The organism is Shouchella tritolerans (assembly GCF_025770735.1).
GTDB lineage: Bacteria > Bacillota > Bacilli > Bacillales > Bacillaceae_D > Shouchella > Shouchella tritolerans.
In genome coordinates, this window is record NZ_JAODPB010000001.1 from 587,883 (window position 1) to 609,657 (window position 21,775).

The 21,775-nt window shown below is 43.7% G+C and carries 22 protein-coding genes and 2 CRISPR repeat arrays; of the genes, 20 read left to right on the forward strand and 2 right to left on the reverse strand.

Going from position 1 to position 21,775, the window contains the following annotated elements; translation table 11 throughout:
- Positions 1-76 precede the first annotated feature (76 nt).
- Positions 77-440: direct repeats of the CRISPR family, unit length 32 nt; unit sequence GTCGCACTCTTTGTGAGTGCGTGGATTGAAAT.
- A gap of 311 nt (positions 441-751) precedes the next feature.
- Positions 752-1,225 (forward strand): GNAT family N-acetyltransferase, encoded by a 474-nt coding sequence (locus N6H06_RS02795; RefSeq protein WP_263705578.1) that lies wholly within the window; start codon positions 752-754, stop codon positions 1,223-1,225.
- 175 nt (positions 1,226-1,400) lie between these two features.
- Here the strand turns inward: N6H06_RS02795 and N6H06_RS02800 are convergent, their stop codons facing one another.
- Positions 1,401-2,342, reverse strand: a complete 942-nt coding sequence (locus N6H06_RS02800) for a 1-phosphofructokinase family hexose kinase (RefSeq protein WP_263705579.1) — start codon at positions 2,340-2,342, stop codon at positions 1,401-1,403.
- 182 nt (positions 2,343-2,524) lie between these two features.
- Between N6H06_RS02800 and N6H06_RS02805 the strand changes: the two genes are divergently transcribed.
- The 7 genes from N6H06_RS02805 (at position 2,525) to N6H06_RS02835 (ending at position 8,629) form a co-directional block, all read left to right on the forward strand.
- On the forward strand, positions 2,525-3,313 hold the full coding sequence (locus N6H06_RS02805; RefSeq protein ID WP_263705580.1) for a DeoR/GlpR family DNA-binding transcription regulator: 789 nt from the start codon (positions 2,525-2,527) through the stop codon (positions 3,311-3,313).
- A complete protein-coding gene (locus N6H06_RS02810) occupies positions 3,306-3,785 on the forward strand; it encodes a PTS sugar transporter subunit IIA (protein ID WP_263705581.1) in 480 nt (159 codons plus the stop codon). Before N6H06_RS02805 ends, N6H06_RS02810 begins: the two co-directional genes overlap by 8 nt.
- Before the next feature lie 2 nt (positions 3,786-3,787).
- On the forward strand, positions 3,788-4,063 hold the full coding sequence (gene gatB / locus N6H06_RS02815) for a PTS galactitol transporter subunit IIB (RefSeq protein WP_062745477.1): 276 nt from the start codon (positions 3,788-3,790) through the stop codon (positions 4,061-4,063).
- A 25-nt stretch (positions 4,064-4,088) separates the two neighbouring features.
- Positions 4,089-5,435: a PTS galactitol transporter subunit IIC gene (locus tag N6H06_RS02820; protein WP_062745479.1), complete on the forward strand. Its 1,347-nt coding sequence runs from the start codon at positions 4,089-4,091 to the stop codon at positions 5,433-5,435.
- Positions 5,436-5,455: 20 nt separating this feature from the next.
- Entirely contained in the window at positions 5,456-6,514 is a 1,059-nt protein-coding gene (locus N6H06_RS02825; RefSeq protein WP_263705582.1) for a galactitol-1-phosphate 5-dehydrogenase, read from the forward strand.
- Positions 6,515-7,384, forward strand: coding sequence for a class II fructose-bisphosphate aldolase (locus N6H06_RS02830; RefSeq protein ID WP_062745483.1), 870 nt, complete (start codon positions 6,515-6,517; stop codon positions 7,382-7,384).
- A gap of 888 nt (positions 7,385-8,272) precedes the next feature.
- Complete coding sequence (locus tag N6H06_RS02835) at positions 8,273-8,629, forward strand: MmcQ/YjbR family DNA-binding protein (protein ID WP_213028945.1); 357 nt, start codon at positions 8,273-8,275, stop codon at positions 8,627-8,629.
- Between the two features lie 109 nt (positions 8,630-8,738).
- Here the strand turns inward: N6H06_RS02835 and folE2 are convergent, their stop codons facing one another.
- The gene (gene folE2, locus N6H06_RS02840) at positions 8,739-9,647 is read right to left on the reverse strand and encodes a GTP cyclohydrolase FolE2 (RefSeq protein WP_263705583.1); all 909 of its coding nucleotides are present in this window, start codon (positions 9,645-9,647) and stop codon (positions 8,739-8,741) included.
- A gap of 319 nt (positions 9,648-9,966) precedes the next feature.
- On the opposite strand from folE2, the gene N6H06_RS02845 reads away from it, so the two are divergent.
- The 12 genes from N6H06_RS02845 to N6H06_RS02900 all read left to right on the forward strand — a co-directional run bounded on the left by N6H06_RS02845 (position 9,967) and on the right by N6H06_RS02900 (position 21,374).
- A complete protein-coding gene (locus N6H06_RS02845) occupies positions 9,967-10,443 on the forward strand; it encodes a DUF2975 domain-containing protein (RefSeq protein WP_263705584.1) in 477 nt (158 codons plus the stop codon).
- A gap of 10 nt (positions 10,444-10,453) precedes the next feature.
- Entirely contained in the window at positions 10,454-10,678 is a 225-nt protein-coding gene (locus N6H06_RS02850; RefSeq protein ID WP_062745492.1) for a helix-turn-helix domain-containing protein, read from the forward strand.
- Positions 10,679-10,723: 45 nt separating this feature from the next.
- On the forward strand, positions 10,724-11,515 hold the full coding sequence (locus N6H06_RS02855) for a DUF817 domain-containing protein (RefSeq protein ID WP_062745495.1): 792 nt from the start codon (positions 10,724-10,726) through the stop codon (positions 11,513-11,515).
- A gap of 358 nt (positions 11,516-11,873) precedes the next feature.
- A CRISPR array of direct repeats spans positions 11,874-12,513; the repeat unit is 32 nt; unit sequence GTCGCACTCTTTGTGAGTGCGTGGATTGAAAT.
- A 240-nt stretch (positions 12,514-12,753) separates the two neighbouring features.
- Complete coding sequence (locus N6H06_RS02860) at positions 12,754-13,338, forward strand: TetR/AcrR family transcriptional regulator (RefSeq protein WP_263705585.1); 585 nt, start codon at positions 12,754-12,756, stop codon at positions 13,336-13,338.
- 22 nt (positions 13,339-13,360) lie between these two features.
- Entirely contained in the window at positions 13,361-14,101 is a 741-nt protein-coding gene (locus N6H06_RS02865; RefSeq protein WP_263705586.1) for an SDR family oxidoreductase, read from the forward strand.
- A 151-nt stretch (positions 14,102-14,252) separates the two neighbouring features.
- Positions 14,253-15,848 carry a helix-turn-helix domain-containing protein gene (locus tag N6H06_RS02870; protein WP_263705587.1) on the forward strand — a complete coding sequence of 532 codons (1,596 nt, stop codon included), beginning with the start codon at positions 14,253-14,255 and terminating at the stop codon, positions 15,846-15,848.
- A 110-nt stretch (positions 15,849-15,958) separates the two neighbouring features.
- Positions 15,959-16,939 carry an ABC transporter substrate-binding protein gene (locus tag N6H06_RS02875; protein ID WP_263705588.1) on the forward strand — a complete coding sequence of 327 codons (981 nt, stop codon included), beginning with the start codon at positions 15,959-15,961 and terminating at the stop codon, positions 16,937-16,939.
- A gap of 15 nt (positions 16,940-16,954) precedes the next feature.
- Positions 16,955-17,956 carry a FecCD family ABC transporter permease gene (locus tag N6H06_RS02880; protein WP_263705589.1) on the forward strand — a complete coding sequence of 334 codons (1,002 nt, stop codon included), beginning with the start codon at positions 16,955-16,957 and terminating at the stop codon, positions 17,954-17,956.
- Complete coding sequence (locus tag N6H06_RS02885) at positions 17,953-18,984, forward strand: FecCD family ABC transporter permease (RefSeq protein WP_263705590.1); 1,032 nt, start codon at positions 17,953-17,955, stop codon at positions 18,982-18,984. The genes N6H06_RS02880 and N6H06_RS02885 overlap by 4 nt, the downstream gene beginning before the upstream one ends.
- A 48-nt stretch (positions 18,985-19,032) precedes the next feature.
- Complete coding sequence (locus N6H06_RS02890; protein ID WP_263705591.1) at positions 19,033-19,752, forward strand: (2Fe-2S)-binding protein; 720 nt, start codon at positions 19,033-19,035, stop codon at positions 19,750-19,752.
- Positions 19,753-20,204: 452 nt separating this feature from the next.
- The gene (locus N6H06_RS02895; RefSeq protein WP_263705592.1) at positions 20,205-21,158 is read left to right on the forward strand and encodes a trypsin-like serine peptidase; all 954 of its coding nucleotides are present in this window, start codon (positions 20,205-20,207) and stop codon (positions 21,156-21,158) included.
- 66 nt (positions 21,159-21,224) lie between these two features.
- A complete protein-coding gene (locus tag N6H06_RS02900; protein ID WP_263705593.1) occupies positions 21,225-21,374 on the forward strand; it encodes a hypothetical protein in 150 nt (49 codons plus the stop codon).
- The last annotated feature ends 401 nt before the right edge of the window (positions 21,375-21,775 follow it).

Below are 21,775 nucleotides of genomic sequence, written 5' to 3' on the forward strand. Positions count from 1 at the left end.
GTGGTATTATATAGGAAAAGAGCGGCTTTTCTCTATGATTCATCAATTTATTTCCAATAAATAGGGGAATTTCGCTGTCGCACTCTTTGTGAGTGCGTGGATTGAAATATTACATGCATTAAGAGCTTTCTGCAGCTCTTCTGCGTCGCACTCTTTGTGAGTGCGTGGATTGAAATAAAATACGATGAATGTCATTTCGGAAAGCGTTGAGTCGCACTCTTTGTGAGTGCGTGGATTGAAATCATGTCTGCTAAGTGGCCGCGCGCTAGGGCGAAGGTCGCACTCTTTGTTAGTGCGTGGATTGAAATCTTTTTTCCATCAAATCGTCACACATTGCCGTGAGTCGCACTCTTTGTGAGTGCGTGGATTGAAATTTGCGTAATATAAACACTTGATTCCGCGATAATGGTCGCACTCTTTGTGAGTGCGTGGATTGAAATCATTTAAATTGTACCGTGTCGCCTTCTTTCACGGGTCGCACTCTTCGTGTCAATCATTTGCCGCACTCCTTGCGAGTGCTTTAACTCAAATGGGGCGGAGAGCAGGCCCCTCGCGCTGCTCCCTTGTCACACTCTTTACGAGTGCACCGCTAAAATTCTACCTATCGAATTCCGCTACCGATTCCCGTTTGCAAAAAATCCCCTTTTCTCGTAATCTCCCAATTCCCCGTACCTCGCAAAGTGTAGCTACCGTATTTATTGTTGTCATTCGTGTTAATATAGAAAAAGACTAGCTACAGGAGGAAGCGAAATTGGAAATTCGTACAGTGAAAGGCTCTGACTACTATGTCATTTCCCCACTAATTAATAAGTGGTGGGGTGGAAGAAAGATGTCGGATAAGTTACCGAAATTATTTTTCGACCATTTTTCCAATACAAGTTTTGTTGCTGAAAGGGATGGAACACTTATCGGCTTCCTAATCGGATTCTTTTCTCAATCCCATCAAAAAGTAGCCTATATACATTTCGTTGGCGTCCACCCTGATTATAGAAAGCAAAGCGTTGGCAACCAATTATACAATCGATTTTTTCATGTGGTTCAGCAAAACGGACGAAATATTGTTCGCTGTGTAACTTCTCCTGTCAATCAAACTTCCATTGCCTTTCATACGAAGATGGGATTTTCTATTGAAGAGGGCGATAAAACGATTGACGGTGTGTTTGTCAACACCGACTATGATGGACCACACCAAGACAGAGTTTTGTTTGAGAAACATTTCATATAATGCAATGTCAGTGATTTCCTTCTCCCATTTCCATTAGGCCACACAACAGCTTCCCTCTTGTGTATCGAAGATAGTATCCACATAAAATGAGAGCCAGGGGTTTTCCTCCTGGCTCTGTCTGCTTCAAGAAAGCACAAACTCCCTTGGCTTTGCTAAATCATTATTAAATGCACGACTAAACGGCTGATATCCGTTCGATGTGGATCTTTTGCTCATACTGTTTAGCTTGTGAAAAATCAATTGTTGGCAGCCAGTGGAGGCAGTTTGCCAATGACAGGGAGCTGCCTGTTAATAGAGCCGCTTTTACATCGTTCGTTTTTCTCCACTCGCGCATAAAGGTGCCGAGAAAAATATCGCCGGAGGCGGTGGCATTTGTCACGTGAATCGTTGGGAGCGTGACACGCCATATGTCTCCGTTGATTTTGGCGACTGTTCCTTCGCCGCCTAATGTAACGATGCAGTTCGGGTAAGGGCTGTTTTTTAAACATTCTTCGATTTGCTGCTGTCTGTTTGCGGCTTCCTCTTTTATCCCCATTAAGTCTAAAAATTCCTCCCCGTTGATCTTTATTAGCCATGGTTTTGCCTCTGCTCCGTATGCTAGTGCATCGCCGCTGCTATCGAGAATGGTCTGGACGCCGCGGTTTTCTGCTTGGGCAATGATGTCCCGGTAAAAAGTGATGGGCGTCCCTTTTGGGAGTGATCCTGAAAGCACGAGATGGTCGCCTGCTTTTAGTGAGTGAAATAGCGATTGCAAAAACTGTTGTTGTTCTTTCTCTGTGATGGAAGGTCCTTGTTCATTGATCAGTGCTGCTTCTTGCTTCGATTCGTTTACGAGAATGGTACAGTATCGGTTACCGCCTTCAATGAATGTTGTCTCACCTGCCAGTTGGGCTTTTTTCATCATCTGTGCTAATTGTTCTCCTACGGGCCCACCGAAAAATGTGTGCATGTGAATCGTTTTTTGCTCATTTGTGACAATAAAAGGAAGGGCGACATTGAATCCTTTCCCGCCAAGGCCTTCATGGGAGGCGCTCGAACGGGTTACGCCATTTGGATAAAAAGCTTGAACGTAAATGGTTCGGTCAAGGGCTGGATTGGCACATAAAATATGGATCATTGAGTACACACCTCTATTTGCATTGGTTTGCATTTTGAGTTAATCATATAATAAAAACCAAGTATTGCAAAGATATTATTGGGTTAATGCAAAATAAAGCAAAAATAATATTTGCTTTATTTGGCTTTATCACTTATAATCCAAGGTAAGCGATTTCAGTAATAGGGGAAGGGGATGATTCTTTGCTTCCACAGGAAAGACAAGATTTGATCATGAAGGAATTGTATGAATATCATTCTGTGAAAATTTCCGAGCTTAGCTCAAAACTAGATGTGACGCGAGAAACGATTCGCAAAGATTTATACGAACTAGAAGAAAAAGGGCTCATTCGCAAAGTGCACGGGGGAGCGGTGTTAAACAAGGCAAATCTTGAGACGAACTATAGCTCGAGAAAAATTGTCAATGAGTGGGAAAAGCGGGCGATTGCGAAAAAGGCAGTTGAGTTTGTCTTTGATAACGATACGATTTATATCGATTATGGGACGACCGCCCTTTATTTTGCTCGTGAGCTTATTTTGAAAAAAACGGGGCTGACGATTGTAACCAATTCGCTTTCCTTGGCCAATGAGCTTGTGGAGCACTCGAATTTCTCGATTATTATCATTGGCGGCAACGTTCGAAAAAATGAGCGTTCCTTGTATGGGCCAGTTGCCAACCAAACGATTGCCAATTTGTATGTCGATACCGGCTTTTTCGGCATTGGTGCTTTGCATCCAGAAGTAGGCTATACGAACATCCATATGGGGGAAGCTGAAGTATCGCGCCTTATGGTGCAACATTCGAAAAGGCGCGTGATGATGGCTGACTACTCAAAATTCGGCTCCATCCATATGAACAAAGTTGCTGCAATTGAAGAAGTTGACACACTCATTACGGATTCCAAGGCCGATGCAGAGATGTTGAAGGCGATTCAAGAGAAAGCACGAAATGTCATCGTTGTTGAAGCTGAAGGGGGTGAGGGAGATGAGTAATGCTTTACTTGATCGAGACTTGATTTTGTTAAACCAAACATGCCAAACGGTTGAAGAGGTGTTAGAGACGATAGCTGCGCCGATGCAAGCTAAACAGTTTGCGAAAGAGACGTACGCTGACAGTTTAAAAGAGCGAGAACAGTCGTTTGCGACAGGGATACCAACCGAGCCGTTTGGTGTTGCGATTCCTCATACCGATGCCAGCTATGTTCTGGAAAGCAAAATCGGATTGCTGACGTTAAATGAGCCTGTCTCGTTTGGTGTGATGGGGTCGGAAAACGATCGAGTCGATGTAAACGTTGTATTGTTGCTCGGCCTAGCTGATGGTGCAGCTCATTTGAAAGCGCTGCAAACAATTGTGGAACGCATTCAAGATGCTCATTTTGTAAAGAAGTTGGCTTCTGTGCAAGAAAAAGACGAGGCGTTAGCCCTATTGGACGCTTCCATTACTAAACAACTCGAGGGGGAATAAACATGAAAAAAGTATTAGTCGCATGTGGTGGAGCTGTTGCTACGTCTACTGTAGCTGCAAATAAAGTGAAAGCGATTTTGAAAGAAAACAATATCCAAGCGGACGTCACTCAATGTCGTGTCAGCGAACTTAGTTCAAAATCACAAGGCGCTGATTTGATCATCTCAACGGCAAAAGTCGATCGTGATTATGGGGTTCCTGTGATCCATGGGTTGCCTTTCATTTCAGGCGTTGGCCTTGATAAAACGAAACAAGAAATTTTGGATATTTTAAAATAACCTATTGCTGATAGGGGGAGACATCATGAACGTGCTGCAATATATATTGGATTTAGGGCCTGCTGTCATGCTTCCGGCGGTGATCTTTGTCCTTGGCCTGTTGTTGCGCCAAGGAATTGGGAAATCGTTAAGATCAGGGATCACGATTGGGGTCGGATTTGTGGGCATTACTCTGGTTATTAGCTTACTGACAGATAACTTAGGGCCAGCCGCACAAGAAATGGCAGAACGGTTTAATCTTGGTTTATCGATTGTTGATGTTGGTTGGCCAGGAGCTTCTCCGATGGCGTGGGCTTCTAATATAGGAACGGTCGCCATTCCTGTTGCTATTCTTGTCAATGTCGTCATGTTGTTGTTGAAATGGACCCGTGTTGTAAACGTTGACATTTGGAATATCTGGCACATGGCATTTGCCGGTGCGATTGTCTCAACCGCATCAGGAAGCTTTTGGCTTGGTGTTCTTGGCGTAGTCATCTATGCGGCATTTGCTTATAAGCTAGGAGATTGGTTTGCGCCGATCATTCATAAATACAACGGCTTAGAAGGAATTTCAATTCCACATGGCACAGGGGCGATAATGGCGCCAATCGCTGTTGTCACTGACGCAATTATAGAAAAAATTCCTGGTTTGAAAAAGGTGAATATTAACTCAGATAAGATTGAAAACCGACTCGGACCAATCGGAGAACCTGCCATTATTGGTGCCCTTCTCGGGACGGTCATCGGTGCCTTGGCAGGTTACGAGGTATCAGCCATTTTGCAATTGGGCATTCAAATGGCGGCGGTAATGCTGTTAATGCCTACCGTTGTCAAGTTTATTATGGAAGGATTAATGCCAATTGCCGAAGCCGCAAGGGAAATGCTCGATAAACGATTCTCGGGGCAAGACTATTATATTGGTCTAGATCCTGCACTCTTGCTCGGAAATTCACAAGTGGTAGCGGCAAGCCTCATTTTTGTCCCACTTACACTTGTGATTGCGATTCTTATTCCTGGAAACGAAGTTCTGCCGTTCGGTGACTTAGCCACAATTGGCTTTTTCATCTCGATTGCAGTCGGCATCCACGGCGGAAACTTGTTTAGAACGTTGATCTCTGGAACGCTCATTATGACGATGACGATTTGGATTGCGAACATGATGGTCGGCGTCCATACGTCACTTGCACTCAACACAGGAACGATTTCCGGTGGGCAAGTGGCATCCCTTGACCAAGGCGGCAGCCCACTTCAATTCATCATGACCGAACTAGTAACATGGCAAAATCTACTTCCACTTATTGTCGTGACAGCGATTTATGGATTCTGTGTCGTATTTACGATTGTTCAGCATAAACGGGGCAAATTACTCCCAGCAGAGACAGATAAAAATTAAATGAGTCAGGAGTGGAGATCATGAAAGCGCTCGTTCTCGAAGCGAATCAATCATTTACCATAAAGGACATTGAAACACCTGTCCCTAAAGAGGATGAGGCATTAATCAAGGTTGCCTATTGCGGCATTTGCGGCTCTGATTTGGCACGGTACTTCGATGGCAAAGTCCACAATTACCCCATTGTTCTCGGACATGAATTTTCTGGAACGGTAGAGGCCGTCGGCGCAAGCGTCGAATCTGTAGCGGTTGGTGACCGTGTGGTCGTCGCCCCCCTTTTACCAAATAAAGAGGATGCCTTTATGCAAAAGGGAAGCCCAGCTTTAAGTAGCTCATACAGTTTTCTTGGTTCCCGGGAAAATGGGGCAATGGCCGAATACGTAGTCGTAAAAGCGGAAAATCTCCTCGTTTTGCCGGAAACGGTAACGTTGGAGGAGGCCGCGCTAATCGAACCATTAACGGTCGCGATCCACGGAATTGAGCGAATTGTGCTACCTGCAGGCGAACACGTCTATGTTCTAGGAGCTGGTACGATTGGTATTATGACCATTCTCGCCTTAAAAGCGCGCGGGGCAGGGAAAGTAACAGCGATTGATATCAACGACGAGAAACTAGCATTTGCCAAAAAAATCGGCGCAAACGACACGATTAACTCTTTAAAAGAGGACCCGGTTCAATACGCCAGCAAACATGGCAAGCCCGGCGCTGTTATCGAAACAGCAGGCGTGCCGAGCGCCCAAGAGCAAGCGGTCGCTTTAGTGGAGAAAAAAGGGAAGATTGTGTTTGTTGGAACGGCGTCAGGGGATGTGACGTTTCCAGCAGCGACGTTTGAAAAAATTTTACGTGAAGAACTGGAAATCACAGGTTCCTGGATGAGCTATTCTGGACCATTCCCAGGGTATGAATGGCAGGCTGCAATTGATTACATCGCGTCTGGCAAAATCAATGTCAAGCCTCTGATCCATGACGTGTTTAAACTGGAAGATGGCGACAAGCCATTTCAAGCAATGAAAGACCCAGACAATCATTCGATTAAACTACTATATCAAATCGCAGAAAACGAAGGGCAGGTGGGTAAATAAATGGGATTACAGTCAACGACACCGATGCTAAAGAAAGCAAAAGCCAACAAACACGGAATTGTCGCGTTTAATGTCCATTCATTTGACAGCATTTTTTGGGTGCTCGAAGCAGCAGCAGAATTGAAGTCTCCTGTGATCCTGCAAACGACAGTCGGGACGGTCAAGTCACTCGGTGCAAAAAACATTGTTGAAGTGGCCAAGGCCGCAGCGGAACATTACCAAATGCCAACAGGCTTGCACTTAGATCACTGTACAGACTTTGAGGTAATCAAAGACGCGATCCGCGCTGGCTATACATCCGTGATGATGGATGCTTCCATGCATCCATTCGCAGAAAACGTCGCTCGGACGAAAGAGGTCGTCGCCCTTGCCTCGTCCCTTGGCGTCAACGTGGAAGCAGAGCTCGGCAAAGTCGGCGGCGTGGAAGACGACATCGTCGTAGACGAAGCCGACGCCCAAAAAGCGATTCCAGAAGAGTGCCGCCAATTTGTCGAGGAAACAGGCGTGCCGACACTTGCCCCTGCGATTGGAACTGCCCATGGAATTTACAAAGGCAAGCCAGAGATTGACTTTGAGCGAATCGCCAAAATCGCCGAAATGGTCGACGTACCCCTTGTCCTCCACGGCGGCTCGGCCGTGCCAGAAGACGACGTGCGCCGTTGTGTCGCCCTCGGAATGGCAAAAGTCAATGTGTCAACAGAACTAAAAAATGCCTACTCCGAAGCGATTCGCGACCACTTTGCGAGCGAACCAGACAGCCTCGATCCACGAGCATATTTGCAAACAGCAAAAGAAGCAGCGAAAGAAATGGCGAAATCAAAAATCCGCATGGTTGGCAGTGAAAACACGGTAGTGCCAGCATTTGCGTGAAAAGCGTAAGCCCGGAGTCCTTCACCTCCGCTAGTTAGCCCCATAGCCTAACTAGCGGAGGTGTTTTTTCATTAATTGGGAAGGGGAGAGAAGAACCCAATCGAATAGCTGTATAAGCAAGGAACTTTCCTTACGCCAACAGGAGTTTTCTTATCAAATATAGTAAAATAGACAGTAGTAGAGACAGACACAATTGACGAGGGAGATGAACATTTACAATTATTCATTTTAGTATTTTGAGCCTGTGATTCTTTAGTGCGAACCCCAAGCGCACATAAAATCCCCAGATCACCCGCACCAAAAAAAAGCTTGAATATGTGTTAATGTGTGAAACAGTGGTAAAATGTTGTTGGCGTCACATGGTATTATAGAGGAGAAGAGCAGTTTTCCTCTATTATTCATTAATTGCTTTCCAATAAATAGGGGAATTTCGCTGTCGCACTCCTTGTGAGTGCGTGGATTGAAATATATGGGACCGCATTATGAGGGATCCGGTAAGCCAAACGTCGCACTCCTTGTGAGTGCGTGGATTGAAATAACGAAGCTGTCAAGGAGCTGCTGCCCTCCTTTGTCGCACTCCTTGTGAGTGCGTGGATTGAAATCGTCACTAGACGTCCTGTCCTCGCATAGTTTTCGGTCGCACTCTTCATGACTGCATGGATTGCACCCTCACCACCACTGCTCCTGAAGGAAATGCACAGTTGTAGAGGTACTGGAAAAATAAGGTCTTCGTGGTGATGGTAGAACAACAGCTCATAGCTTTGACAGTTAGTAAAACATGTCTACCTTTACAGCGATTATGAAAGTGACTTCCAAATATTCACCATTGGTTCGTCTGGGACGGCGAATGCCGAAAATCTATTTAAGTTGTTGGAGGGATTAGTCAGCATGTTAACAAGGGAAGATATCTTTAAGCACGTCAAAGAAAAATTCCGTACATCGCCTGATTATCCATTTCAAAAATTTCCAACCTATGCCGCTTTGAGACATGAATCGAATCGAAAATGGTATGGTCTTGTAATGAATGTTCTTCCAGAAAAATTAGGGTTGGATGGAAATGACGAAATAGACATTCTGAATTTAAAATGTCTCCCTGAAATAAGTGGCAGTTTAAGAAATGGAAAGAGTATTTTACCTGGATACCATATGGATAAGGAAAATTGGATATCAATTGTTTTGGAACGTATCGATTCAGAAGAGGACGTTTATCACTTAATTGAGCAAAGCTTTAGTTTAACCAAGTAAATCGCGATATTCACACAAAAAAAGGACGGACCCACGAAATCAACGTCGGGTACCGTTCTTTTTCTAGTTTACTTGGTTATGTCCCAGTCTCCTTTTTTTATACAAATTGTTATTTTTGATAAGTAACTTTGGCGATGGCATCATGAAGATGAATCGATTCCTCATTACGGCATTCCACAGTAAATCCTTTCACAAATTCCATCTCATAAAGATCGGCAGCAATTAACCGAACCATGTCTTCCACGAATCGAGGGTTTTCGTAGGCTTTTTCAGTTACAAATTTCTCATCTGGTCGTTTGAGTACGGGATGAATCATAGCGCTGGCATTTGACTCTGCTGCGTGCAACAGAGTTGCTTTCCAATCCTTTTCACAATGTAAAGGATCGTATAATTCGATTGCCATGGTCACGAAACCACGCTGATTATGAGCGCTGTATTCACTAATCTCTTTAGAACAAGGGCACAAGGTGGTGACGCCAACCGATAATTGAGCTTCATGTGAAAAGCCGTTTTTGTTATCACAACGGACTTTGATCGAACCCATTGCTTTCATTAATCCTGTTTTATCACTTTTAGGAGCGTTCCTCTCAAAAAACCAAGGGAAGCTGACCTCAATTTCGGCTGTAGGCTGGTCCATTCGTTCTGTAAGCTCTTTAGTGAAAGTATAAAGATTTTGAAAATCGACGGTCCACCCTTCCCGATAATAGTGATCCAATTGTTCCGTTAATCGACTCATATTAATGCCTTTAGCATTGCTATTCAAACTGGTAGTCATCTTAAATGTACCGATTGTGTTCTGAGTTTTTGGTGAATGTGAAGATTGAAGTGTAATTGGATGCTGAACATTACAAATTCCTACACTCTGTAAATCAAACAAGAAATCATCTGGAGTATTTTGCAAGTCTATCATTTCATCTTTGTTGCATGGTTTAACGCCTATTATAGGTGGAACAGAACCAAAACGCCGGTGCCTTTCCTTTTTATCTGGTAGGTTTAAATTTCTTAAGTTATTTTTCATATACTCTCCCCCAAAAAATCAAACGATAAATCAAAATGATTCTTATTTACACTTCAATTTACAGCAATGGATCAACGTAATCAAGTTTAAACTAATCAACTTGTAGGCGAATTAATGCGTGACTTCGTTATCGGTAAATGTCTCTCGATTTTCATCACGATCAGCAATCCCCATATTTGCGACTTACTAATGCCTCAATTTCTTAGAGGAAAGTGAATCGCTTGATTGACTAGAAGTATGAAAAACAACAATAATTTATTGATAAACGATAAATGTATGGTAAAATCAGATGGATAATCAATGAATAGAGGTGTTTTTCATGAAACGAGGTTCTACGCTTTTTTTAAAGATAGCGGTGATGCTTATGGGAAGTCCTGTTCTTGCTTTGTGTATCTTTGGGTTGGTATGGTTACCTAGTCATCCGGTAGATCCACATTATGACCATATCCTATATCCTATTTTTATCGGTGTGTTTTTAACAGTGATACCATTTTTTGTTGCATTGTCTCAGGCTTTTAAACTTTTGAGTTACATTGACAGGAATCAATCGTTCTCTGAACTGTCTACGAGAGCGTTGAAAAATATTAAATATTGCGCAGTCATCATCAGTGGTTTGTATGTAGCTATTATGCCATTCTTCTACTTGCTAGCAGATCGAGATGATGCCCCTGGTCTCCTATTTATGGGAGTAGTCCCTCTCTTTGCTTCAACGGTAATCGCAGTATTCGCTGCTGTTCTTCAAAGACTTTTCCAAGAAGCGATTGATATCAAATCTGAAAATGATTTAACGGTTTGAGGTGAAAACCATGGCAATTATAATCAATGTTGACGTGATGCTAGCAAAAAGGAAAATGAGCGTTACCGAACTTTCCGAACGAGTTGGGATAACGATGGCGAATCTCTCTATATTGAAGAATGGAAAGGCAAAAGCGATTCGACTATCCACGTTAGATGCGATTTGCAAAGCCTTAGATTGTCAACCTGGAGATCTTTTAGAGTACCAAAGTGATGAAAACCTCCATGATGAATGAAGGTGGAAGGAAAAGATAGACTTATTCAAATTGGAGGCATTAATTATGAGGCCATTAAAACAACTCGTTCGTTTTGGCTGGGAGCAAGCCCTTTCCTGCTTGTTTCCTGTCGTTATATTTGCTTCTTTGGCAATTACACAGTTCGTGCCACTTCCCTTTTTGCCAAGGTATGATTGGCTGCTCATCATTTGTCTTTTTATGCAGTGGTGGATGGTGCGTTCTGGGCTTGAAACATGGGACGAATTAAAAGTCATTACATTGTTTCACCTTATTGGGCTGGCTCTTGAACTTTTTAAAGTACACATGGGCTCCTGGTCCTACCCAGAGGAAGGGTATTCCAAGGTATTTGGCGTCCCTTTGTATAGCGGATTTATGTATGCAAGCGTAGCAAGTTATCTTTGCCAGGCATGGAGGCGATTAAAGATAGAATTGGTGAAGTGGCCGTCGCTGTTACTGGTTGTCCCTCTTGCCGCTGCGATTTACTTAAATTTTTTTACTCATCACTTTTGGATTGACATCCGTTTTTGGTTAGCGGGGCTTGTCATCATCGTCTTTTGGCAATCATGGGTTACATATGAGGTGAATGGAACTCGTTACCGGATGCCACTTGCACTCTCTTTTGTGCTCATCGGATTTTTTATATGGATAGCCGAAAATATTGCAACGTTCTTTGGGGCTTGGGAATATCCGAACCAAACCGAAGCATGGAGTCTCGTTCACTTGGGGAAGGTGAGTTCATGGCTTTTATTAGTAATTGTTAGTTTCCTGATTGTCGCGACGTTAAAACAGGTGAAAGGGAAAAGATCCACTGGTGTAGATGCTAGTCAGTCTTTATAAAAAAAGCAGTGAGTGCTTTGTTATACTACGGAAGAAACAGCCATTCTTCCTGTTTATTATAAAAGAAACATAGATTGTATGAAGGCCAATAGATCGAAAAGAACGATATTAGAGAACAACATCAACAGGTTGTCCTCCTAATATTTAAAGAAACAGGGAACAAAGAAGCAGCATTTTTGGTGCGAACCCCAAGCGCACATAAAATCACTAGATCACCCGCACCAAAAAAGAGCCTAACTATGAAAAAATATGTGTTAAAATGGCGAAATGTTGTATATGTCCCATGGTATGATAGAGGGAAGAGCAACTTTTTCCTATTATTGATTGTCTTGCTTCCAATAATTAGGAGAATTTCGCTGTCGCACTCTTTGTGAGTGCGTGGATTGAAATCCGACTATCACTTGCATAAAGACGTCTGGATGGACGCGTCGCACTCTTTGTGAGTGCGTGGATTGAAATCTGTGCACCATACATTAAACTTGAAATCGGTACTTGTCGCACTCTTTGTGAGTGCGTGGATTGAAATCTGTCGTGCTATCGAATTGGTCTTTGGTGACTCTGGGTCGCACTCTTTGTGAGTGCGTGGATTGAAATTTCGAGCTTTTTGTTCCATTCGTCTCTTAACTTGGTCGCACTCTTTGTGAGTGCGTGGATTGAAATGTTTTTCGTTAAAACACTGCGTTAGTTCGTTTGAGAGGGTCGCACTCTTTGTGAGTGCGTGGATTGAAATCTGTGCACCATACATTAAACTTGAAATCGGTACTTGTCGCACTCTTTGTGAGTGCGTGGATTGAAATCAAGGTCAATAACGAAGCCAGTTCTTGTGATCTCCGTCGCACTCTTTGTGAGTGCGTGGATTGAAATTTTCGACAATTTAAAAACGTTTCAAACTGTCGGCAGTCGCACTCTTCGTAAGTGCGTGGATTGAAATCATGTATCCATGTAGATTTGGCCTGTCTGCAACGAGTCGCACTCTTCGTAAGTGCGTGAATTGAAATAAGTAGTCATTTTCATTTTGCCACTCGAATTTTGTTTGTGGTCCCACTCTCCGTGAGTCTGTAAATTAAATCAACAAGCGCAGGAAGTAAATACCTAGATTAAAATGCCGCTTCACCGTAACGGACCAGGGTTACACACGCTGGTCTATTTTTATCTCTAACAAATGACAAAATTAATTATTTGTCATTTGTTAGTTCTTTTGTTAGGCTAAGCAATAGCAGGGGGTGACTGAACACATCATGGAGAAAAAATCTTCGGAAGCATTAACAAAAGAGCAAATTCTGTCTGCTACGGAAGACGCGGTTAGGCGGTTTGGTATGGCCAAAACGTCGATAACGGATGTGGCTAAGTTATTGAACGTTAGTCATGGCACGATTTATCGGCATTTTAAAAGCAAGAAGGAGATTTTCGAAGCGGCTACTGCGATGTGGCTAAGCGAGAAGGTTATGGAGCCGCTGTTGAATGTGTCACGTGATTCTTCTTTTAGAGGAGTCGACCATGTAAAAGCGTACGTCGAGAAATTGTTTGAGTTGAAGCGGTATTATGCTCGTAAAGATGAAGAATTATTTGCTATGTATGCCCATGTAACGAGCGAGTGCCCAACGCTTGTCGATGAGAGCATTAATCAAATCGTCAAGCAACTAAGCAAACTTGTCGAGGCATGTTCTGTTCGTTCAAATGATTTTGAAGAAATCGCTAGAGCGATTTTTTACGCTACAGAACGATTTCACCATCCCGCTCATGCAAATGAATGGAAGAGGAATACGATTGAACAAGAGTTCGACAGCGTTTGGCATTTAATCGAAAAAGGATTTTTAAAATAATGGATTAGAGCGAGGGATAAACATGGAGGATATTAAAGGCAAGACAGCGATTGTTACAGGGGCTTCACGGGGAATTGGACGTGCCATTGCGAGTCAGCTAGCTGATTTGGGTGCGAAGGTGGTTGTGAATTATTCACGGAGTGCTCAGGAAGCAAATGCGGTTGTTACGCAAATTAAGGAAAAGGGCGGAGAGGCGGTTGCCATTCAGGCCGACATTGCTACAGTTGCCGAGGTTCAGTCATTGTTCCAAAAAACAATGGAGGCATTTCGTCAAGTAGACATTCTGATTAACAATGCTGGAGTAGGCATTTACAAACCTATTCAAGAAGTGACAGAAGAGGACTTTGACAAACAGTTCCATCTTAATGTCAAAGGAACGTTTTTTGCTTGTCAACAGGCGATGGCCTACATGGAAGAAAGAGGACGGATCATCAATTTTTCCACTTCTGTTGTCGGCCAAATGTTCCCAACGTACAGTGTCTACGCAGGAACAAAAGGAGCGGTTGAACAATTCACTCGTCAGCTTGCTAAGGAATTCGCGGCAAAGCAAATCACAATCAATGCGATTGCTCCTGGACCTGTTAACACCGAACTGTTTACAGAGGGGAAGTCAGAGGAGCAGATCGAAGGGTTGAAAAAATTAATCGGACTTGGCCGGATCGGTGAACCAGAAGATATCGCCAATGTGATTGAATTTTTAGTGAGCGACAAATCGCAATGGATTACAGGACAGACGATTCGCGTAAATGGAGGGTTTATTTAATTAGAGGCTTGTTCTGGATGAGGTACTAAAAAACTTGGCATATTGCCAAGTTTTTCTTTTATGAAAGGGCACAGCAACACGCTATAATAGTAGTAATGATAATCATTATCAATTATAATGGGGAAAATGAGTGATTGAGAAGGGGTAAACAATGGATCGTCAAGTGGATAGGCCGCACTACACTGCTTACTGGTATAAATTGAATGACATTCATTTTATTGAACAACAGACAATGAGATTTGGACAGTCGCCATTTGAATATGGGCTGTTGTTTACTGAGACAGGGGAAGGCACTGTCATGATTAATGGAAAAAAAGAAAAGTTGCAGCAACATCGTGTCAAGCTCATCCCCCCTCATTCTACTGTACAACTCCCTAATCATAGTTGTTATGTTCGCTTCTATGCTTTGCTAGAGACCGATGGCAACCAACTTTCACCAGCGAAGCTTCCAGACATAGAGGACTTTGAGGTTTCGCGAAATTGGCAAGAACTAAATCTTAAATTTAAAAAAATGCGTCAATTAGCTTCGAGTGAGGCAGAGTGGGATCAGTATGAGCTTAGGCAGTGTTTTCATGAATGGCTTAGGCTGCTTTTCCCTCATAAAAACACGAGTGACAGAAAACGACGGGACGATGTTATGGAGGAGATTCGCTGGTATATGGAATCCCACCATTTCTTGCCGCTTACGCGAGACGATTTAGCGAAAATGGCAGGCATGCATGTCGATTATTTTTCCCGCTCATTCAAGCAGCGATTTGGCACTTCGCCACAAACCTATTTAAACGATGTCCGTTTACGTAAGGCAAAAGAGCTTCTCCTTGATTCCTCACATTCGGTTCGTGAAGTGGCTGCCAAAGTTGGATTTCGTGATGAATTTTATTTTAGTCGTAAATTTAAAGCGAAAGAGGGGAGACCGCCTGCTGTTTTTTTAAAAGAGATGAAGCGTTCGGCTCGTGTCGTCTCCTTAAATCATTTAGTGACGGGAAACCTGCTTGCACTTGGAGTGAAACCGTACGGAGCGATCAAAAATCATGCCTTTCCGGTTTCAAATGAATTGAAAACGACCATCACAGTCGGAAAAGAGGGGTTGAATTTAGATAAGTTGATGGACATCCAGCCGGAAATAATTTTGCTTCGTCAATCAGCAAAGGACACCCTTTTTAAAAAAGAACAATTGGTGAGCCAAATTGCGCCGACTGTTCGTTTGTCTTTTTATGATGATTGGCGTACACATCTAAAGACAATTGCCAACGCAATCGGTCAAGAAGAAAAGGCCGCTCGGTGGCTTGAGCGATACGATGAAACAGCGTTCTCCTTGCAGAAAAAGGTAAAACAACGGATGGGCCACGCCTCTTTTTTAGTCATTGGCATCGGGGAGGAGCGCTTGTGCCTTTATGGCAAACGCAATATTGGCAGCGTCTTATATGATGATCTCGGAATGGACATACCGGTCGAGATTTCGAATGTTCGTCATCTTCAAGAGATCGAATGCCAGGATCTTTCTAGCTTTCAGGCTGATTATGTACTGTTGACCGTTTATCGAAAAAACGACAGAACCCCTAGTCCTTCCATGATTGAAAAGCAATTGCGTATCCTTTTTCGTAGCAAGCAATGGCAAACCCTTAATGCCGTTCGCAAAGGGAGGGTGATGCCCATTTACGGGGAGCAACATTTGTACACGAGCTACAATCCATACTCCCACATGCGATTAGTAAACTTATTGCAGATTCAGTGGCAATTATCATAGGAACACCTCGGATTTATCCATGAAAAAAACAGAAATGCCCATGTTCATCGCGAGAGAACGCTATATACTTGATAATGATTATCAATTACTTAGAGGAGTGGAGTTAGCAGATGAGGGTCATTCGGTATACATGGATGATAGCAGCTGCCGTTATGGGATTAGCTGCTTGTAGTTCGGATAAACAAGCAATAGAGGAGCCAGAAAAGGAAGAGCAAGCACCGATTTCCATCGAACATTCTATGGGTACTGCGAAGTTAGATGACTACCCTGAACGGGTCGTTACCTTGTTTCAAGGGGCAACGGATACAGCCGTGGCCCTTGATTTGAAGCCTGTAGGCGTTGTTGAGTCGTGGGTGGAGCAGCCGATTTATGACTACTTAAGGCCAGAGCTTGAAGGGGTTGAAATGGTTGGCAACGAATTGCAGCCCAACCTTGAAGAAATTGCGGCGCTCGAACCAGAATTAATTGTCGCGACCAAATCGAGGCATGAACAAATTTACGGGCAGCTTCAAGAAATTGCGCCGACACTCATGATTGATCCGAGTAATGACTTTAAATATACCCTTTCTCTTATGGGCGAGGCGACTGGTCTAACAGAGCGTGCCGATGAACGTTTACATGATTGGGACGAGCGTATCGCCGATTTTCGTCAACAAGCGGAGTCGCAACTGGATGGCTGGCCTTATACGGCTTCGGTGATTAATGTTCGTTCCGATCAAATACGGTTATTTACAGGGGGATTTCCTGGGGGAATTTTAGAGGAAGCTGGATTTATTCGCACAGATGGGCAACAGGAGGCAGCTGATCAAGGGGATGTGTATTTGGAGTTTACGAATACGGAATCGATTCCAGAGATGAATGCGGATCTCTTTTATGTATTTTTGCAAAGCAACCAAGACATAGAAGAGGTTGAAGCGGGGTATTCGGAGTGGACGAGCCATCCGTTGTGGGCCGAATTGGACGCGGTGCAAAACGATCAAGTTCATGTTGTCGACGAAATTACGTGGAATATGTCAGCTGGGTATGTAGCGGCGAACGAAATGCTTGACGACCTTTATGAAACGCTTGGTCTTGACATTGGTGAAAAGTAAAAGGAAGCATGGTGCATGTTGACTTCAAATGTAGAAAGGACAATTGGTTTAGCCCTAGGTTTTGGATTGCTTCTACTCATGTTTGTGCTAAGTGTGCGCCTTGGTCCGATTCCCCTTTCGTTTCATGACCTCTATGAGGCGTATATCCAATACGATGATACCGTTGCAGAACATGTGGTTGTATACAACCGTCTTTCACGAGCGGTCACAGCTGCGGTTATCGGCAGCGCCCTTGCAGTTGCAGGGTGTTTGCTGCAAGCATTAACGCAAAATCCCCTTGCGTCACCGAGTTTGCTTGGTTTAAATGCTGGCGCCTTATTGTTTGTCGTTGTCGCGATTACGTTTCTGGCGGTTTCGTCATTGCCTGCCTTAATGGCATTTGCTTTTATGGGCGCTGGAGTGGGGGCCGCGTGTGTTTTGTTGTTGAGCGCCTTAGGGAAACATAGCTTGTCGCCGTTGCGGATCGTGTTAGCGGGGACGGCGATGACCGCTCTGTTTTCTTCGTTTGCCCAAGGGGTACTCGTGTTAAATGAAGCAAACCTAGACCAAATGCTGCGTTGGATGGCCGGAACGGTTTCTGGTCGAAGCTTAGAGGTGCTTTTTCCGATCTTGCCCTTTTTCGCAATTGGATTCGTAGCTGCCCTGTTTCTAGCCCATTCGATTAATCTCCTTGTGCTAGGAGAGGAGGTCACAAGGGGCTTAGGCCAGAACATCACCCTTGTCCGAGTATTCATCGTGTTGATCGCTATTTTACTAGCAGGAGGAGCAGTAGCGATTGGGGGAATGATCGGCTTTATTGGCTTGATTGTTCCCCACATGGCTCGTGCCCTTGTCGGAAATGACCATCGATGGTTGCTGCCAAACAGTATGTGGATGGGAGCTTCGTTGTTGATCGGGGCTGATCTATTAGCCCGGTTTGTAATCAGGCCCGAAGAGTTGCCGATCGGCATTATCACTGCTTTTCTGGGAGCGCCATTCTTTTTTTATTTGGCGAGAAAGGGGATGAAGGGCCGATGAAAAGATTGGGGGGCACTCTTTCAAGGCGCCTCACCCCCGCTAAAGCTACTGCGCGTGCGCTGAAGGTAATTGTTTTCCTGCTTTTAGCGGTTTTGATTACTGGCATTATCGGATTATCTGTAGGGAGCCAATGGGTTTCGCCGTTTGAGGTCATCGCCTATTTCTTAGGTGGTGCTGAACAACACGCTTTTGTGATCGGTGCGCTCAGGTTTCCGAGAATGGCTGTCGCGTTTTTAGCTGGTGCTGCATTAGGAATCGCAGGCTTGATTTTACAAGAGGTAGTCCGTAACCCGTTAGCTTCTCCAGATGTCATCGGGATTACGAGTGGCGCTTCCGCTGCTGCAGTTGGTTTTATTACGCTAACCAATGGAACGATTTCGATTCGTTATCTGCCGCTCGCGGCGATCTTTGGAGCTGGGATTGCTGCATGTCTCATTTATGGGCTCGCTTGGAAAAGAGGCGCCTCTACGATGCGTCTAGTGTTGACGGGGATTGGTGTTGCAGCTGTAATGAATGCCACAACTACCTTGTTTTTAATCATCAGTCCGATTCAAGCTGCAAGCCAAGCATATACATGGTTAGTCGGCAGCGTCTATGGGCGCACGCTCTCAGACGCGGCGGTGATGGCCCCTTGGGCTGTGTTGTTAGGAGCAGGGGTACTTTTTTGCTCACGTGCGATTCAAGTCCATCAATTAGGGGATTCGGTTGCGATCGGTTTAGGCGCTAGAGTCCAGCTGCAGCGCCTTGTGTTTGTGATACTGAGCGTCGGACTGGCAGGGACAGCGGTCGCCTTTGCCGGGGCCATCGGGTTTGTAGGCTTGGTTGCCCCTCATTTGGCGCGATTGCTTGTCGACCGCCCCTTTGTGGCACTTGTTGTCGCTTCTGCTTTGATTGGGGGCTGGCTTGTCTTTCTTGCAGATGTCGTTGCCCGTACAGCCTTCCTGCCGCTAGATATCCCAGTCGGCGTATTTATTTCTGGCATTGGGGCGCCTTTTTTCATTTACTTATTATTTCGGGCGCGCCATTGACCAGGAACAAAAAAATACAAATAACCGAACGCCAGGAGGCCTAAAAAAATGGCGAATTTCGAACCATGGTTAGCCTTTGGCATCCAACTGCATGAGAAGAAGCCAAGGGGAGAGTGTATGCTTGCCTTACTAGAGAAAGAAACGTGCGTGCTGTTTTTGCAGCAGTACCAGGAAGCAATTGGTGCCCCGAATGTACGGGTAGCCGCTTCCTTATTTATGAAGCAGTATGCGCGATTTACAGCTGTTCCACTTCTGTATAGCATGGCTCGACATAACTCCGCGCTGGCTGTCCCGCTGAAAGCATGCTATTTTACCAACGAACGAACATTCTCGCTTCACAAATATGCATGTAAATGGACCTTTTGTAAGAATGAGCAGCGAGCGGTATGGCGAGAGCAGGCCATCAGTCAACTATTTGGCGAGCTAATCACGCCGTTCATTTTATCATTACACGAAGCAACAAATGTACGGACAGACATACTATGGGAAAACGTTGCTGTTCGTATCCGTTCCCTGTATCGAAAAGCGATTCATCTAGAAAAACAAACGAACAGCGAATGGCAAAATGACATTCACTTTTTAAACCAAGCCGAAGGTCAAGTTTTCCATTGGCCGCACAATCCATTGAAAGAGCTCTTGTCTCTCGGCGTGGATCACAGCAACCGACATGTACGAAAAACGTGCTGCATGAATTACCGTCTAAAAAAAGCAGCAAAGAGCACGTATTGCGACGTTTGTCCGTTAAACCAAAACAACGTTTCGCCCTAATTTAGCCGGTTAGGGCGTTTTTATTTGAAGATCGACACCGAGGCACTGGTTTTTACAGCTTGGCGCTAACCAGCGCTGACGATTTTCATTCAATAAAAATCATCTTTAGTGAAGCCTTTAATCAAATCGATCAATCTAGATAAATGGATTGTATGCGCGTCAAAGGTAAACGGGCCAGTAAGGAAGCGAAATTGCTAGAAGTGATTCGAGAAGGGGATGGAAGTTACATCGAGAGTTTATTCTTTTTAATATCGAAGAAAATTAATTAATTTTCTGGTAAAACAAAAAATATAATTGACAAAGATAATCATTATCAATTAATCTGTAAACAGATAGATTCAAAAGAAAAACTTGGTACTCATTTGATCAAGATAGTGAAAAAAGAGGTATTCTTACAATTTTGTTCATAGAAAAATGAATTAAGAATCTAAACTTATTTTGGAGGCGGCTTCTTGAAGAACTTTTGCGCTGCTGCTACTTTTCTAATAGCTATGTTGTTGTTGCAGGAGGCAGTACTTGCTTTAAGTAATGATGCTGATAGTCAATTCATTGAAAACCCAGACATACAGCTGTATTCAGATCATAGTGGAGAACTAGATCCTTTAGGTTATTGGACTGAAGAAAAGCTTAAAAATGCAATACCAGTTACTATTCCTGTAAACGATGAAGAAGATCAGTCGTTTTCTACTTCTTTGCTCGCACCTCCTCAAGATGCTTCTCATCCCGTTCTTCCAGAAGACAACATTTACTCTAATCTTGCCAAAGTACCAAGTACATCAGGAAAGTTATTTTATACTTATGGTGGGAAAAACTATGTTTGTTCGGCGTCTGCTATTAATAATGTTTACAAGAATCTAGTGATGACAGCAGGTCATTGCGTACATTCTGGTTCAGAAGGGGATTGGCATAGAAATATTGTCTTTGCTCCAGCTTATTATGAGGGGCCTTCCTCTTATGGACTTTGGAATTATCGTTCGGTCCGAACATTAAATGGCTGGATTAATAGTAGCAATTCTAATTACGATCAAGCTTTTTTAACGGTGTTTCCTAAAGGTGGAAGAAATCTCATTAATGTTGTAGGGGGAAACGGATTATCATGGAACTATAGTCAGGCACAAAGCAATGTTAGAATTTCAGGATATCCTGCTCAAAATCCATATAATGGAGAGTTTCCTTATTCTTGTTATGGAAATACCTATAAAAGAAGTGCTTTTAGTGATGACGCTTATATGAATTGTTCAATGAACGGAGGAGCAAGTGGAGGTCCTTGGTTTCGCAGCATGATTGATGAGGATCTTGGTTATGTTTTTGCAGTAACCTCCAGACGCTCCACTACTGGAACACCACGTTTGTATGCAAAACCAAATGCCCAGTATGTAAAGGATATGTTCGACGAAATGCGTTAGGGAGGTAGATCTGCCATAAAACGAAAAACAGTGGTTTTAGGTGTAAGTGGGATTCTAGTAATTGGTATGGCTGTGAGTGCAGTCATCTTATTGAATGCTGACAAGGATCCTGTGCCAGAGGAAACTCAATTAAAAGAGAATGAAACGGACTCGATAGACTATTGGACCGAAGATAACATGAAGAAAGCCGTTCCAGGGGAGGGAATGGACGAATAATGCCTTGCTTCGGAACAGCCTTTACCTAGCTATTTGGTGTTTGGCTTGCCACTGACCACCTTTTTATTTGCAAATTATTTTAAATCGATGCCAAATGAGTTGATTGAACTATTTTAGCGGTTTTGATCACAGGTATAATCGGGTTGTCTATAGGGAGCCAATGGATTTCCCCGTTTGAGGTAATCTCCTATTTCTTAGAGGGTGCTGAAGGACATGCTTTTGTGATCGGTTCGTTGAGGTTTCCGAGAATGGCAGTCGCTTTTTAGCTGGTGCTGCATTAAGAAAGGAACGAAGGAAACGTATTGTAACGTTTGTCCATTAAACCAAAAACAAGTATCGTCCTAATCTTGCTGATTGGGCGTTTTTTATTTTTTAGAACGAACCTATTTTGTTAACCACTT